The sequence below is a fragment of the Isoptericola sp. NPDC056618 genome, assembly GCF_042792715.1.
In the GTDB taxonomy this organism is placed as follows: Bacteria; Actinomycetota; Actinomycetes; order Actinomycetales; family Cellulomonadaceae; genus Isoptericola; species Isoptericola nanjingensis.
Map to the genome: position 1 here is coordinate 98,391 of NZ_JBHTVZ010000006.1, position 15,384 is coordinate 113,774.

Annotated in this window: 13 protein-coding genes; 7 read left to right on the top strand and 6 right to left on the bottom strand. The window is 74.6% G+C overall.

Translation table 11 applies throughout. The annotated features are described in order from the left end of the window. Positions 1-13 precede the first annotated feature (13 nt). On the top strand, positions 14-571 hold the full coding sequence (locus tag ACFQ8T_RS10275) for a vitamin K epoxide reductase family protein (protein ID WP_430546439.1): 558 nt from the start codon (positions 14-16) through the stop codon (positions 569-571). 31 nt (positions 572-602) lie between these two features. Here ACFQ8T_RS10275 and ptsP read toward each other — a convergent pair whose 3' ends face one another. Then, the gene (gene ptsP / locus ACFQ8T_RS10280; protein WP_430546440.1) at positions 603-2,285 is read right to left on the bottom strand and encodes a phosphoenolpyruvate--protein phosphotransferase; all 1,683 of its coding nucleotides are present in this window, start codon (positions 2,283-2,285) and stop codon (positions 603-605) included. Then, positions 2,285-3,634 (bottom strand): PTS transporter subunit EIIC, encoded by a 1,350-nt coding sequence (locus ACFQ8T_RS10285; protein ID WP_430546441.1) that lies wholly within the window; start codon positions 3,632-3,634, stop codon positions 2,285-2,287. Before ACFQ8T_RS10285 ends, ptsP begins: the two co-directional genes overlap by 1 nt. Before the next feature lie 289 nt (positions 3,635-3,923). Here ACFQ8T_RS10285 and ACFQ8T_RS10290 point away from each other — a divergent pair, with 289 nt between their 5' ends. From ACFQ8T_RS10290 to ACFQ8T_RS10305, 4 genes are read left to right on the top strand one after another with little or no spacing between them, the layout of a single operon-like run. Beyond that, positions 3,924-4,751 (top strand): GntR family transcriptional regulator, encoded by an 828-nt coding sequence (locus ACFQ8T_RS10290; protein ID WP_430546442.1) that lies wholly within the window; start codon positions 3,924-3,926, stop codon positions 4,749-4,751. Beyond that, positions 4,748-4,999: a PTS transporter subunit EIIB gene (locus tag ACFQ8T_RS10295; protein WP_429765703.1), complete on the top strand. Its 252-nt coding sequence runs from the start codon at positions 4,748-4,750 to the stop codon at positions 4,997-4,999. Before ACFQ8T_RS10290 ends, ACFQ8T_RS10295 begins: the two co-directional genes overlap by 4 nt. A 58-nt stretch (positions 5,000-5,057) precedes the next feature. Further along, positions 5,058-5,288: a PTS transporter subunit EIIB gene (locus ACFQ8T_RS10300; RefSeq protein WP_429735428.1), complete on the top strand. Its 231-nt coding sequence runs from the start codon at positions 5,058-5,060 to the stop codon at positions 5,286-5,288. Beyond that, on the top strand, positions 5,288-5,749 hold the full coding sequence (locus ACFQ8T_RS10305; RefSeq protein ID WP_430546443.1) for a PTS glucose transporter subunit IIA: 462 nt from the start codon (positions 5,288-5,290) through the stop codon (positions 5,747-5,749). Before ACFQ8T_RS10300 ends, ACFQ8T_RS10305 begins: the two co-directional genes overlap by 1 nt. Positions 5,750-5,782: 33 nt before the next feature. Here the strand turns inward: ACFQ8T_RS10305 and ACFQ8T_RS10310 are convergent, their stop codons facing one another. Then, the gene (locus ACFQ8T_RS10310) at positions 5,783-6,811 is read right to left on the bottom strand and encodes a hypothetical protein (RefSeq protein ID WP_430546444.1); all 1,029 of its coding nucleotides are present in this window, start codon (positions 6,809-6,811) and stop codon (positions 5,783-5,785) included. A 71-nt stretch (positions 6,812-6,882) separates the two neighbouring features. Between ACFQ8T_RS10310 and ACFQ8T_RS10315 the strand changes: the two genes are divergently transcribed. Continuing rightward, entirely contained in the window at positions 6,883-7,086 is a 204-nt protein-coding gene (locus tag ACFQ8T_RS10315) for a hypothetical protein (RefSeq protein WP_430546445.1), read from the top strand. A gap of 28 nt (positions 7,087-7,114) precedes the next feature. On the opposite strand, the gene ACFQ8T_RS10320 is transcribed toward ACFQ8T_RS10315, so the two are convergent. Then, the gene (locus ACFQ8T_RS10320; RefSeq protein WP_430546446.1) at positions 7,115-9,433 is read right to left on the bottom strand and encodes a YhgE/Pip family protein; all 2,319 of its coding nucleotides are present in this window, start codon (positions 9,431-9,433) and stop codon (positions 7,115-7,117) included. Beyond that, complete coding sequence (locus ACFQ8T_RS10325; RefSeq protein ID WP_430546447.1) at positions 9,430-12,333, bottom strand: MMPL family transporter; 2,904 nt, start codon at positions 12,331-12,333, stop codon at positions 9,430-9,432. Before ACFQ8T_RS10325 ends, ACFQ8T_RS10320 begins: the two co-directional genes overlap by 4 nt. A 266-nt stretch (positions 12,334-12,599) precedes the next feature. Between ACFQ8T_RS10325 and ACFQ8T_RS10330 the strand changes: the two genes are divergently transcribed. Then, positions 12,600-13,148, top strand: coding sequence for a TetR/AcrR family transcriptional regulator (locus ACFQ8T_RS10330; RefSeq protein WP_430546448.1), 549 nt, complete (start codon positions 12,600-12,602; stop codon positions 13,146-13,148). 31 nt (positions 13,149-13,179) lie between these two features. Here ACFQ8T_RS10330 and ACFQ8T_RS10335 read toward each other — a convergent pair whose 3' ends face one another. After that, a complete protein-coding gene (locus ACFQ8T_RS10335) occupies positions 13,180-15,291 on the bottom strand; it encodes a prolyl oligopeptidase family serine peptidase (RefSeq protein WP_430546449.1) in 2,112 nt (703 codons plus the stop codon). Between the last annotated feature and the right edge of the window lie 93 nt (positions 15,292-15,384).

Genomic DNA, 15,384 nt, shown 5'->3' on the forward strand with positions numbered 1-15,384 from the left:
GCTGTTCGGCGAGATGCTCGTCGGGGCGCTCGTCGGGCTGGTCGCCGCCTTCGTGCTCTCGGTCGACGCCGTCGAGCTGGCGGCCGACCCGGACGCCGCGCTGGCGTGCGACATCAACGCGGTCATCTCGTGCGGCACGGTCGGCACGTCGTGGCAGGCCAGCCTGTTCGGCTTCCCCAACGCGTTCCTCGGACTCATCGCCGAGTCCGTGGTCATCACCGTGGCCGTGGCCGGCCTGGCCGGGGTGCGGTTCCCGCGCTGGTTCATGACGGCCGCCCAGACCGTCTACCTGCTCGGCTTCCTCTTCGCGTACTGGCTGCTCTGGCAGTCGATGTTCGTCATCGGCGCGCTGTGCCCGTGGTGCCTGACGATCACCGTCTCCACGACGCTGGTGTTCGCGTCGATGCTGCACTGGAACATCCTCGAGGACGCCCTCTACTGGCCCGCCCGGCTGCAGTCGTGGGCGATGTCGCTGGTGCGCTCCGGCGCGTTCGGCATCCTCACCGCCGCGTGGTTCGCGCTGCTCGTGGCCGCCGTCCTGCTGAAGTACGGGGACGCCCTCTTCGCGTGACCCACGCCCGTGTCGTGGGTGGCCGGCGCGCTCAGAGGCCGAGGGGCTCCAGGACGTCGGCCAGCTCACGCCGGACGGCGGCGCGGGCGGCGTCGGCGTCCGGCTGCTCCAGGGCCACCCGGGCGAGGTCGCGGCACCGGGCGAACGACACCTCGGCCAGCACCGCCGCGACGTCCGCGAGCGCTCGCGGCGTCATGGAGAGCGACGTCACGCCCAGGCCCACGAGCACGGGGGCCAGGACGGCGTCGGCCGCCGCCTCCCCGCACACCCCGACCGGCCTGCCGTGGGCGTGCGCGCCCTCGCAGGTGGCGCGCACCAGCTCGAGCACCGCGGGCTGCCACGACGTGGACAGCGCGGCCAGGTCGCCGAGCATCCGGTCGGCGGCCATCGCGTACTGCGTGAGGTCGTTGGTGCCGATGCTGCCGAAGGTGGCGTGCTCGAAGACCCACCGCGACCGCAGCGCGGCGGCGGGGACCTCGATCATCGCGCCGGCCCGCCGCAGCCCGTGCCGCTCGCACGCTGCGACGAACGACCGCGCCTCGTCGGTCGTGGCGACCATCGGCGCCATGACCCAGACGTCGGCGGACTCCGCCTCCGCGGCGGCGGCGATCGCCTGCAGCTGCCGGTCCAGCACCTCCGGGTGCGCGACGGCGGTGCGCAGGCCCCGGACGCCGAGCGCCGGGTTGGGCTCGTCGTCGGCCGTGACGAAGGGCAGCGGCTTGTCCGCCCCCGCGTCGAGGGTGCGCACCACGACCTTGCGGCCGGCGAACGCGGACAGCACGCCGCGATAGGCGGCGACCTGCTCCTCGACCGTCGGCTCGACGTCGCGCCCGAGGAAGCAGAACTCGGTGCGGAACAGCCCCACGCCCTCGGCGTGCGCGGCGACGGCGGCCTGCGCCGCCTGCGGGTCGGCCACGTTGGCGAGCAGCTCGACCCGGTGCCCGTCGGCCGTGCGGCCGTGGCCGTCGAACTCGCGCTCCACGCGCACGGCGTCCCGCGCGGCCTCGACCTCGGCGTCCGACGGGTCACGCAGCACGGTGCCGGCGCCGCCGTCGACGACGACGGTCTCGCCGTCGGCGAGGTCGTCGGCCCCGCGGGCGGCCACGACGGCGGGGATGCCGAGCGCGCGCGCCAGGATCGCCGTGTGCGAGGTGGGGCCGCCGCCGCTGGTGACGATCGCGACGACCGCCTCCGGGTCGAGGGTCGCCGTGTCGGCGGGGGCCAGGTCCTCGGCGACCAGCACGAACGGGTGCCCCGGCGAGGGGACGCCCGGAGGCCGCACCCCGCTGAGCTCGGCGACGATGCGGTCCCGCACGTCGCGGACGTCGCGGGCCCGCTCGCTCAGCGGCGGGCCGAGCGGCTCGAGCTGGGCGGCGAGGGCGTTCGCGGCGTCCCACACGGCCCGCTCGGGGGTCGCGGCGGACTCGCGCACGCGCCGCTCGGCGTCGGACGCGAGCGTGGGGTCGGCCGCCATCGCGGCCGTCACGGCGAGCACGTCCGCCGCGGTCCCCGTGGCCTGCGCCGCCTGGGCGGCGAGGCGGTCCCGGACGGCCGACGTCGCGGCGCCCAGGCGGGACACCGCGTCGTCGGCGCCGGAGGCGTCGGACGTGTCGAGGGTCGCCTCCGAGGGCTCCGGGACGGGGGCCGGCATCGTCACGACGACGCCGGCCGCCCGCCCGGGGCTCACCGGGGCACCGGTGAGGGTGGTGCTCATCAGACCGCGTCCTTGCCCTTCGCGGAACCGTCCCCGGCCGGAGAAGCGTCCGTGCCGATCGCGACGGCCTCCTTCTGGTCGCTCACGGCCTGGTCGCCGACGACGGCGGCAGCCGCCTCGGGGTCGTCCTCGCGGCCCGGGGTCTTGAGGTTCCACCTCGTGATGACGAACCGGAACAGGAAGTAGTAGATGACCGCGTAGCCGAGCCCGATCGGGATGAGCAGCAGCGGCATCTCGGCGATGCGGAAGTTCAGCAGGTAGTCGATCACGCCCGCGGAGAAGCCGAACCCGTCGCGGATGCCGATCGCGTTGACCAGCGCCATCGAGGTGCCGGTGAGCACGGCGTGGATCGCGTACAGCGGGTAGGCGACATAGACGAACGCGAACTCGAGCGGCTCGGTGACGCCGGTGACGAACGCGACCAGCGCCGCGGAGCCCATGACGCCCGCGATGACCTTGCGGTTCTTCGGCTTCGCGGTGTGCACGATGGCGAGGGCGGCGGCGGGCAGCGCGAACATCATGATCGGGAAGAAGCCGGTCATGAACGTCCCGGCCGTGGGGTCGCCGGCGAGGAAGCGGAAGATGTCGCCGTGCGCGACGTTCCCCGCGCTGTCGGTGTAGGAGCCGAACTGGTACCAGGGCAGCGAGTTGAGCAGATGGTGGAGGCCGATCGGCACGAGCAGGCGGTTGAGCGTGCCGTACACGAACGCGCCGATCACGGTGGAGCCGGTGACGAAGCCGCCGATCTGGTCGTTGAACAGCCAGTCGAAGGCGGGGTAGATGAGCGAGAAGACCACGCCGATGATCACGGAGACGCCGGCGGTGACGATCGGGACGAAGCGACGGCCGCCGAAGAACGCGAGGTAGGCGGGCAGCTTGATCCGGTAGTACTTCTGGTACAGCAGCGCGGCCGTGAGGCCGATGACGATGCCGCCGAGCACGCCGTAGTTGATGAGCTCCTGCTCCTCACCCTCGGCCGGGAGGCCCAGGATGGTGGGCGACAACGCGTCCGTGACGCCCTTGAAGACCAGGTAGCCGATGAGCGCGGCGAGACCGGTGGAGCCGTCCGCCTTGCGGGCATACCCGATGGCCACGCCGAGGGCAAAGATCATCGCCAGGTTCGCGAAGAGCGCGTTGCCGGCGGCTCCGAGGACGTCGGCGACGGGCTGCATCCACGGGAGCGTGCCGGCCACGCCGCCGGCACCCAGCATGTCGGGCTGCCCCAGACGCAGCAGCAGCGCGGCGGCGGGCAGCGAGGCGATGGGCAGCATCAGCGAACGACCGACGCGCTGTAGCTGCGCCAGGCCGGGGAATCCCCGCTTCTGCTTGGTCTCTGCGACCGTGGTCATGGTTCTCCTCCGATGGATGGCCCGGGGGGCGGGCATGTCCTGCAGGCCGTGCCTGCGTCGTCCGGCGGCAGTGTCGCGACGTCGGGGCGTCATTGCCGGTGATCCACACGCTGCCACCGGCAGGTTGTCTGGACCACTTGCAGGAAGAGTGGTCTAGACCTCATGATGTGTCAACCCCGCGCTCCCGCCGGGGAGACAGCGCACCGGTGACGGCCGAACCCCGATACTGGTCCCGATGTCGCACAGCACGCAGATCGATGCCGATCACAGGGCAGGACAGGACACGAGGATGGTCAGGGACGGCGCTCGCCCCGGCGAGCACAAGTACGTCGCGGTGCGCGCGTACCTCGCCGACCTGGTCACGACCGAGCTCTCCGTCGGCGACGCGATCCCGTCCGAGCGCAGCCTCACCGAGAAGTTCGGCGTCTCGCGGATGACGGTGCGCCAGGCGATCGACGCGCTCGTCACGGAGGGCGTGCTCGAGCGCGCCCAGGGCCGCGGCACGTTCGTCGCGCCGCCCCGCGCCGACTTCGAGATGCGCCTGACGACGTTCGGCGAGGAGGCGCGACGCCGCGGCCTCACGCCCGGCGCCACGGTGCTGCGGTGCGAGCAGCGCCCCTCACCCGCCGCTGTCGCCGAGGCGCTGGACCGCGAGGTCGGCACCCCGGTGCACCACGTGGTGCGGCTGCGCACCGCCGACGGCAACCCGATGAGCGTCGAGGAGTCCTGGATCCCCGTCGACCTCGCCCCCGACCTGCTCGACGACGGCGTGCCCGAGAGCATCTACGCCGCCCTGCGCGAGCGCGGCCTCGACCCGACCTGGGGCGAGGAGGTCATCACCGCCGCCGACGCCACCCCCGAGGAGCTGGAGGCCCTGCAGATGCAGGGCTCCCGCGCCGTCATGCGCACCGCCCGCCGCACCTTCGGCGGGGACGCCGCCGTCATGTACTCCCGCGCCTGCTACCGCGGCGACCGGTACAGCGTGTTCGTGCCCCTGCGCGAGGCGCGGCCCACGCTCGTCCCCCGCACCCGGTCCACCGACCCCGGCACCGACGCCGGCCGCGCCGTCCAGCCTTCCGCACCCCCCGGACGCATCCCCGAAGGGAGCCCCCGATGAGCACGCCCGACCCCGACGCGCAGCTCGCCGCCTCGATCCTCGCCGGTCTCGGCGGGGTGGAGAACATCGAGGAGATCGACCCGTGCACGACCCGGCTGCGGTCCCTCGTCAAGGACCCGGCGCTCGTCGACGCCGCGCTGCTCAAGCGCGCCGGGGCCTTCGGCGTGATGATCAACGGGCGGGTCGTGCAGGTGGTCGTCGGCCCCCGCGTCGACACGATCGCGTCCGACCTCGCCGAGCTCATGTGAGCCAGGCCCCGTACCCACCGACCCCCGGAATCTCCACCCGGACCCACCAAGGAGCATCATGAGCAAGGCACAGCAGATCCTCGACGCGCTCGGCGGCGACGACAACATCATCGACCTCGAGCCGTGCATCACCCGGCTCCGTGTCGAGGTCGAGGACCCCGCCAAGGTGATCGACGCCGACCTCACGAAGGCGGGCGCCATCGCGGTCGTGCGCTCAGGAGTCGCCATCCAGGTCATCGTCGGCCCCGAGGCCGACACCCTCGCCTCCGACATCGAGGACCTGCGCTGATGACGGCGCTGACCGTCCTCGCGCCCGTCACCGGCACCGTCGTCGACGTGTCCGAGGTGGACGACCCGGTGTTCGCCGCCGGCCTCGTCGGCCCCGGCCTCGCGATCGAGCCCGACGGCGTCCGCGGGGCCGAGGCGGTCGCACCCATCACCGGGACGATCGTCAAGCTGCACCCGCACGCGTTCGTCGTCCAGCACGACGACGGCCGCGCCGTGCTCGTGCACCTCGGCATCGACACCGTCAAGCTCGGCGGCGAGGGCTTCACCACCCACGCGTCCGAGGGCGACGTCGTGCAGCGCGGCACGGTGCTGGTCACCTGGGACCCGGCGGCGGTGCGCGCGGGCGGCAAGTCCGCCGTCTGCCCCGTCGTCGCGCTCGAGGCCACGCCCGACGCCGTCGACCACCTCGCGCAGGTCGGCACGATGGTCGAGCACGGCGAGGACCTGCTCACCTGGGGCTGAGCCACCGGCCGGGGTAGCTCGACGAATCCAGGGCTACCTCGGCACGAGGGTGACGCCCAGCGCCTCGAGGACGGCGCCGACCGGGTTGCAGTAGGTCAGCCCCGAGCCGTCGGCACCGCCGGTCTCGGAGCCGGCGAACAGCAGGCCGAGCGCGACGCCGTCCTCGCGGTAGACGAGCGAGCCGGAGTCGCCGCCGCGCGAGAACGTGCCACCGGTGCCCTCCACCTCGATCTGGTTGTCGAAGGACAGCGCGCCGAGCTCGTCGCCGTACCCGACGACGACGTCGTCCATCTCGATGGCCGTGACCCTGCCCTGCGTGTGCGCCGTGGTGCGCCCGATCTTCGCGACCACCTCGTCGCCCGCCGCCACGGCGGTGGTGGTCACCGCGCCCACCGGGTACGTCGGGTCGATCTCGATCCCGTCGTCCACGAGGGCGAGCGCCGCGTCCACGGTGGCCGGCGCGCCGGGCGTCAGCGGCACCACCTGCGCGAGGGTGCCGACCCGGTCCCCGGGAGCGCGGCCGCCGTCGGCCGGGCCGGGCTGCACGACGACGTCGCCGACCTGCGCGGACGGCGATCCCGCGAGCACGTGGAAGTTGGACAGCACGTAGCGCGCGCCCTCCTCGCCGGACTTGACCACGAACGCGCCGAGCGTGCCCGCGGTGACGTCGACGTGCGCGACCGAGACCCCGGGCCGCAGGGGCCGCACCCTGTCCGTCTCCCCGAGGGCGCGCGCCGTGGCGACGGGCGGGCGGGCCTGCGCGCCGAGCGTCCGGATGCGTCCGGTACGCCGGACGTCGACGGCGTCGCCCGCCTCGGCGGCCAGCTTGCGCACGAACGACCGCGCCGTCGGGACCCCGAGCCGGTAGCGGACCGCGATGCCGTACGCGCCGTCGCCCTGGGGCGCGAGACCCAGCGACAGGGTGGGCGCGCGCACCACGTCCGCTGGGGTCGCGTCGTCGCCGACCGCGTACGGACTGGCGGGCACGCCGTGCCGTTCGGCCAGGTCACGGGCGAAGTCGGTGAGCTGTGCCTTGGTCTCGCGCGCCTGGGTGAGGTCCATGCGGCGAGTCTGGTGCAGACCTGTGACACACCCGATGTCACAAACCGGCGAGTCGGACATCTCTCCCTGACGTGAGACCCGCACCAACCCTGCTCTCGCCCGACTTCGACGACGTCCGACGCGCCCTCTCCTGGGCGCTCGACCACGACCTGCACGCGCTCCTCGAGCACCGCCAGGTCGCCCACCTCGGCAAGGCCGCCCGGCGGCGCGCCGACACCCTCCTCGTGCTGCGCTGGCAGCGCGCCGCCGCCCGCTGCCCGGGGCTGCTGGGCTGACCGTCGCCCGGCGGTCCTGCGCGGCCGGTCAGGCGCGCAGCAGGCGCCCGACGCCGAGCCGTCGACCCCGGGCGGTGACGAGCGCCGCCAGCGCCAGACCGCCCAGCCCCCACAGCACCAGCAGGGTCACCCCCATCCCGAGGCCGCCGGCCGCAGGCACCACCACCGCCGTCAGGGCGTCGCGCGCGGCCCCGATCGGCAGCGCGTCGACCAGCCCCTGCAGCACGGCGGGCACGGTCGCGACGACGCCCGTCGCGATGAGCAGGACGGCGATCAGCAGGCTGATGCCGCGCCCCAGGTTGCCGAGCCAGCCGAGGAAGCCCTGGTGCACGGCGACGAACGCCACCGACGCGACCGCCCCCACGAGGATCGACCCGACCCATCCCCCCGCGTCGAGCTTCTCGACCGCCGCGAGGATCACGCCGATCAGCGCGCCCGTCCCCGCGCCGACCGCGGCCGGCAGCCAGAACGCCGACAGCGCGAGGCGCACCGAGTCGCGCGTGGAGCCCAGGGCCCGCGCCGCGACCGGCGGGAACACCGTCATGAGGGCCAGCGCTCCGAGCCACAGCGCGACCACCGCGAACAGCGGGCCCGACGCCCCCGTGCTGATGCCCGAGGCCGACGGCGCCGCTACCGGCTCCGCGACCACCGACGCGAGCGTCTTGCGCTCGTCGTCCGTGTACGTCGGGATCTGGTTCTTCGCGTCGTCGAGGCCGGAGGCCAGGTCGCCCGCGCCCGACGCGAGCTGGCCCACGCCGCCCGCCAGGTCGCCGGCGCCGGAGGCGATGCCCTCGGTGCCGGTGGCGAGCTGGTCCGCGCCGCCGCCGAGCTCGCCCACGCCGGAGGCCAGCCCCTGCGTGCCGGTGGCGAGCTCGCCCGCCCCGCCCGCGAGGGTGGAGGCCCCGGTGCTCAGCGAGCCCAGGCCGTCGGCGAGGCCGCGGGCGCCCTTCGCGAGGTCGCCCGCGCCGGACGCCGTCTCCTCCATGCCGCCGGCCAGGCCGTCGGCCCCCTCGGACAGGTCGCCGACGCCGCCCGAGAGCATGCCGAGGCCGGTCGCCATCGCCTGGTTGCCGTCCGCGACCTGCCGGGCGCCATCCTGCAGCTGCCCGAGCTGGCCTGTCTGCTCGGCGAGGCCCGCCTGGGCGTCCTCGATCTGCGCGCACGCGTCGGCGCTCTGGCCCGCGAGCGCCTTGCCGAGCTCCTCGAGCTGTTCGGGCGTCAGCAGGTCCTGGAGCTCCGGCGGCAGCAGCTCCCCCGGTGTGCCGGCGCAGCCGAGCCGGTCGGCCAGGTCTGTCAGCGCGTCACCCGCCGTGCCGGCCGCACCCGTGAGGCTGCCGACCAGCTCGTCGACGCCGTCCGCGACGCCGGCCGAGCCGTCGGCCAGCTGCTGCGCCTGCTTCGGCAAGGCGGAGACGCCGGGCTGCTCGGGGGTGCCCTCGTACAGCAGCGCCAGGCCGTCGGAGAGGTCCCTCGCGCCCGCGGCGAGTCCCTTCGTCCCCGCGGCGAGGTCCTCGACCCCGCTCGCGATGCCGTCCGCGCCCGAGGCGCTCTGCGAGACGCCGCCCGCGAGCTGGCTCGCGCCTCCGGCCAGGTCGTCCGCGCCCGAGGCGAGCTGGTCCGCCCCGGTCCCGAGCTCGCCCACGCCCGAGGCGAGGTCGCCCGCGCCGTCGGCCACCTGTCCCGCGCCGTCGGCCAGCTGGTCGGCGCCGTCCTCCGTCTGGCCCGCGCCGTCGGCGAGCTGCACGGCGCCGTCCTGCGCCTGGCCGATGCCGTCGGAGAGGTCGTTGAAGCCGACGAGCACGTTGTCGACGTAGGTCTCGGTGAGCGTGCTCGACATGACGGACGTCGCGGTGGCGGCGACGACGCGGGCGAGCGCGTCGTCGGCCACGCGGCCACCGGGCGGGGTGCTGACGTCGATGGTGGCCTGGCGTGCCTCGGACGGGTCGTCGTTCCCGTACGACGTGGCGGCCGCGGAGAAGTCCTCCGGGATGGTCACGACGGCGGCGTAGGTGCCGTTCGCGAGGCCGTCCGCCGCCGACTCCTCGTCGGTGATCGTCCAGTCGAAGTTCGTCGCGTCCTCGGCGGGCTGCGCGGCCTTCGCGCCCTCGGCGGTCTCGCCGCCGCTGACCAGGCCGGACGCGAGCTGGCGGCCCAGCGGCACGGTCTGCCCCTGGACCTCGACCGGCTCGTCGAGGTTGACGATGGCCGCCGGCACCTGGTCGAGCCGGTCCTGCGGGTTCCACAGCGCGGCGAGCAGCAGCCCGAGCACCATGATCGGCAGCAGCGCGACGGCGGCGATGCGCCAGGGGTCGCGGCGCGCCCGGGTGGCGATGGTCGGGGCGGTCATGCCCGCACCTCCTGCACGTGGGTGTCACCCTCGATGGGGTTGTCGATCTCGTCCGTGGCCGCGCGGTCGGGTTCCGCGGGCACGGGGGCGTGCGCGTCGCCAGGCGCGGGGGGTGGCACGTCCGCCCCGGTGAGCGCGCTCGGCGCGCCCCAGCCGGCGCCGACGTCGAGCACGGCGACCTCGCGGCCCGTGCCGTCGTCGAGCAGGTCGGTCGCCGCGACGCCGCTGGCGCCCAGCAGCACCGCCGTCCCACCGCGCTGCGCCCGGGCGAGCGCGGCGGCGAGCGCCTCGCGGGCCGGACGGTCGGCGACGGCGTCGGTGCGGTCCACGACCACGACCCGGGCGCCGTCGCGCACCGCGGCGTCCACCGTCGCGGCGGGTCGGCCGTGCTCCGCGAGGGCGTCGACGACGGCGACGCGGCCGCGCACCGTCATCGCGCGCTCGGGCAGCACCAGGCCGGTGACCTTCACGGCGCCCGCGTCGGGCGCCATCCGCCCGGCGAGGGCGAGCAGCAGCGCGGACACGGGGGCCGCGGCGTCGCCGTGCACGCACAGGGCGCCACCGTCGGGCACGCGCACGCTGACGGGACCGACCACCGGAGCCGGCGAGCCGTCGGGCCCCGCGACCTCGAGGTCGCGCGCGGCGACGGCGTCCGTCGCGTCCGGCTCGGGCCACGACGCGAGCCGCAGCTCCTTCGTGAGGCCCTCGCCCTCGACGTCGAACGTGGGCAGGACGCGGTCGAGCCAGCGCGGCATGTGCCAGGCCCGGTCGCCCAGGAGATGGAGCACGGCGGGCACGAGCGTCATGCGCACGACGAACGCGTCCACGAGCACGCCGACCGCGAGGCCGAGAGCGATGGGTTTGAGGGTCATGTCGCCCTCGGGCACGAACGCGACGAAGACGGCGAACATGATGACCGCGGCGGCGGTGACGACCTTGGCCGAGCCGAGGAAGCCGGTGCGCACGGCGCGGCGCGCGTCGCCGCCGTGCACGTAGTCCTCCCGGATGCGGGAGACGAGGAAGACCTCGTAGTCCATCGCCAGGCCGAACAGCACGCCCATGAGGATGATCGGCATGAAGCTGATCACGGGGCCCAGCTTGGTGACGTTGAGGGCCTCCGCGAGGACGCCGTTCTCGAACACGAGGGTCACCACGCCGAAGGCCGCGCCGACGGACAGCAGGTAGCCGAGCGAGGCCTTGATCGGCACCCAGATCGAGCGGAACACCATCGTCAGCAGCACGAGCGACAGGCCCACGACGACGAGGCCGAACGGCAGCAGCGCGGCCCCGAGCTTGTCGGAGACGTCGATGCCGACCGCGGCGAAGCCGGTGACGGACAGGTCGACGCCGTACTTCTCCAGGTAGTGGTCGTGCTGGTCGCGGATCTCGTTGACGAGGTCCTTGGTCTCCTGCGACGTCGGGCCGCCCTCGGGGACCACCTGGATGATGCCGGTGTCGGCGGACGGGTTCGGCGTGGACAGCGGGACGTCGGCGACGCCGGGCAGGTCCGCGATCTCGTCGCCGAGGTCGTCCATGAGCGTCACGGGGTCGTTGCTGGTGACGATCGAGCCGGTGACGATCAGCGGGCCGTTGAAGCCCTCGCCGAACTCCTCGCCCACCAGGTCGTAGGTGACGCGGGCGCTGTTCTCCTCCGGCAGCGTGCCGGCGTCCGGCAGGGCGAGGCGGAGGTTCGTGGCCGGCCAGGCGAGGGCGGCGATGGCGCCCACGACGAGCACGATCGTGAGGACCGGGAAGCGGGTGGCGCCGCGCACCCAGCCGTCGAAGAACCGGTTGCGGTGGACGCCGTCGGCGGGCGCGGCGGCCCGCTTGGCCTTGCCCTTCGCCTTGCCCTTCGCCTTGCGGGCGGCGCGCGGGGCGCGCGGCCGCAGCCGCTCCCCCGAGAACGACAGCAGCGCGGGCAGCAGCGTGAGCGAGACGAGGACGGCGATGCCGACCGCGACGGCGGCGGCGATGCCCATCACGGTGAGGAACGGGATGCCCGCGACGCCGAGGCCCACGAGGGCGATCATCACCGTGAGGCCGGCGAAGATCACCGCGGAGCCCGCCGTCGCGGTGGCGCGCGCGATCGACTCGTCCACCCCGAGCCCGGCCGCGAGCTGCTCGCGGTGCCGGGACACGATGAACAGCGCGTAGTCGATGCCCACCGCGAGGCCGAGCATCAGCCCCAGCATCGGCGTCGTGGAGTTGATCGGGCCGAACACGGTGGCCGTGAGCAGCAGGAGCATCGACACGCCCACGCCCATGAGCGCGTTGACCAGCGGCAGGCCCGCCGCCACGAACGAGCCGAGCGTGATGATGAGGACCACGAGCGCGACGACGACGCCGATCGCCTCGATGATGCTCAGGGCCGGGAACTCGACGCTGAACAGCTCGCCACCCAGGCTGGCCTGGGACCCGGCCGGGAGCGCGGCGGCGAGGTCGTCGCTCGCGGTGCGCAGCGCGTCCTTGGTGTCCTCGGTGATGACGGACTGGTCGCCGTCGAGCTGGATCGTCAGCAGCGTGGCCGTGTCGTCGTCGTTGACCGACGCGGCCATCTGGTCGTCGTACGGGGAGGTGACGGCGGCGACCTGGTCGAGCTCACCGAGGTCGTCGACCGTGTCCTCGATGGGCCCGCGCATCGCGTCGTCGTCGATCGTGGAGCCGTCGGGCGCGACGACGATGATCTGCGCGGACGACCCGCTGACCTGCGGGAACGTGGCGGACAGGCTGTCGAGCGCGTCCTGCGACTCGGTGCCCGGGATGGTCACGGAGTTGTCGAAGCCCTGGTAGAGCAGGCCGGCCGCGCCGCCGACGACGGCGAGCACCAGCACCCAGCCGATGACGACGAGCCGCCGGGCCCGGGCGGCCCAGCGGCCGAGGGAGTACAGGACGGAGGACACAGGCTCTCCCGGGACGACGGAGCAGGGGTTCGATACGGCACTGTATCCGATGCACGAACGTATCCGATACGCCGCTGTATTGGCTAGAGTGGGCCCGGCCGGGCGCGGCGCCCGCACCGGGCCCGTACCGGCAGCATCCCGAGGAGGACCCCCTGACCACCGAGAGCGCGACTCCCGACGAGGCTACGGTCGCCCCCGAGCGCTCGCCCCGGCGCGAGCGCACCCGCGAGCGCCTGCTCGACGCCGCCTTCGAGGTGTTCGCGCAGGTGGGCGTCCAGGCCGCGTCGATCGAGGCCGTGTGCGAGGCCGCCGGTTTCACCCGGGGCGCGTTCTACTCGAACTTCGCGAGCAAGGAGGAGCTCTTCCTGGCGCTCACGGAGCGCGAGGCGCGCGGCCACCTCGGCGCCCTCGAGAAGGCGGTCACCACGGTGGACCCCGCCGCGCTGCAGACCCCGGAGGGGTTCCGCGCCACGGTGCGCGAGGTCATCGCGTCGGTGCTGCCCGACCAGGCCGCGAAGGCCTCCTGGTGCGTCATGGAGCTCGAGTTCGAGCTGCTCGCGCTGCGCGACCCGCAGATCGCCCAGCGCTACGTGGACCAGCAGCAGGTGCTCCGCGGGGAGATGATCGCCGCGCTGAACCGCGTCATGTCCGCCCTCGGCCTCCGCTTCGCCGTCGACGAGCACGTCGCCATCGACCTGCTGCTGGGCGCGCACGAGGCCGGCCAGCGCGCGGCGATGCTCCCCGCCGAGACCTCCCGCAAGGACGCCAGCGCCATGCTCGAGGTCCTCGTGGACCTCATCGTCGCGCCCGCCTGACCTCCGCCCCTGCCGCACAGGCGGTCGACGCTCAGAGGTACGCGGGCAGTTCCGGCTCGTCGCCCCGCACGTGCTCGCCGAGGAAGGCCAGCACCGTCTGGTACCAGACCTTCGCGTGCTGGGGCGCGAGCACCCAGTGGTTCTCGTCGGGGAAGTACAGGAAACGGTGCGCGGTGCTGCCGTCGTCGTCCGCGGGCAGGCCGGACTCCGTGAGCAGGTCGCGCCACAGCCGCAGGCCCTCCCCGATGGGCACGCGGTAGTCCTTGTCGCCGTGCACGACGAGCATCGGGGTGCGGATGTCGGCGACGGCGCGGTGCGGGCTGTTCGCCTCCGCCATCTCCGGCGTCATCTCGCGCAGCCAGTAGTAGGCCGCGTCGGTGGTGGGGCCGAACTGGTCGAGCGCCCACAGGCTGGCGTGCGTGACGATCGCGCGGAACCGGTCCGTGTGCCCGGCCACCCAGTTCGCCATGTACCCGCCGAACGACCCGCCCATCGCGGCGGTGCGGGTCGCGTCGATCTCCGGCAGGGCCTCGACGGCGTCGGTGACCGCCATGAGGTCGGTGAACGGCGCTCCGCCCCACGCGCCCCAGCCGCGCTGCACGAAGTCCTGCCCGTACCCGGTGGACAGCGCCGGGTCGGGCAGCAGGACGGCGTAGCCGCGCGCCACCATCAGCCACGGGTTCCAGCGCCAGCTCCACGCGCTCCAGGTGCTCAGCGGGCCGCCGTGGATCCACAGCAGCAGCGGCGCCGGGCTGCCCGACGACGCCCCCTCGGGCAGCGCGAGCCAGGCGCGCACGCGCGCGCCGTCCGCCGCCGTCGTCTCCACCTCGGTGAGCGTGCCGGGCAGCGCCGGGGCGGGCACCGGCCCGCGCAGCGCGTCGGCGGCGACGGGCGCGCGCTCGCCCGCCGCGCCCGTCGCGGCGAAGGCGGCGAGGTCGATCCGCACCGGCTCCGCCGGGGCGGCGTAGCTGCTGCGCAGCGCGTACAGCGCCGAGCCGTCGGGGGCCACGCGGACGTCGCTGAAGGTCGCGTCGTCGCTCGTCACGCGCTCCACCGTGACCGGCTCGCCCGCACCCGGCCCGCCGGCGCCGAACGTCAGCAGGAACACCGGGCCGCGGCCGTCCTCGTCGGCCGTGACGACCAGCCCCGAGCCGTCGGGCAGCCATGCGACCGACGACGGCCAGCGGTCCCAGTCGTCCGCGAGGATCTCCGGTCCCGCGTCGTCCACGCCGAGCGGGACGAGGCCCAGCCGCACGACCGGCGCCTGCTCCGGCGTCGTGATCGTCTCGGAGCCGAACGCGACCCACCGCCCGTCCGGCGACACCGCCGGGGCGAAGACGTCGGCGTCCGGGTCGTCGACCAGCGTGCGGCGCTCCCCCGTCGCGGTGTCGACCGCCACCAGCACGACCCGGCGTGCCGCGCCCGGGTCGGGAACCGCCCAGGTGGTGACGAGCGTGGCGCCGTCGGGCGCCAGGTCCGCCTCGTGCTCGTCGAGCTGGCGCCCCGGCCCCGTGAGCCGGCGCAGCTCGAGCCGCGCGTCCGGGTCGGTCGTGCCGAGGGAGCCGACGAACCGGCGCTCCTGGTCGGGGCCGAGGTCGTGGTCCCAGTACCGCACCGGGTAGCCGGCGTGCAGGATCGCCGAGAGCTTGCGGTCGGTGCGCTCCTTGCGCAGCGCCTCGTCCTCGACGAGCCCCGCCGCGCCCGGGAGCACCGGCGCGGAGACGGACACGACGTCGGCGTCCCGGGCCGCGAGCACCCCGTCGACCCCGCCGGGCGCCGTCGCGACGACGCGTGCCTCCCCGCCGCCCGCGGGCAGCAGCCACAGCGCCGTCCTCGGCTCCTCGTCGTCCTTGTCCGCGTCCGGGTCCGGGCGGGCCGACGTGAAGAGCACGTCGCCCGACGCCGCGAACACCGCCGACGACTCGCCCTTGCGGCTGCGCGTCAGCCGCCGCGCCGGGGCGACGCCGGCGGGGTCCACCTCCCAGACGGCGGTCGTCCAGCCGGTGCGCTTCGCGTCCAGGGTCTGGACGGTCGTGACGAGGCGAGCACCGTCCGGGCTGAGCGCGAGCCCGCCCAGCCGCGGGAGCTCCAGGTAGCGGTCGAGGTCGTCGAAGGGCGTGGGGGCGTCGTCGTCCTGGCTCACGCGCCCGGTCTACCACAGCCCGTGCGGAGACGGGCGCCCGGGGAACACGGGATGAACGTTCGCTGAACTTGTTCGCGACGGCGTCCCCTGCGG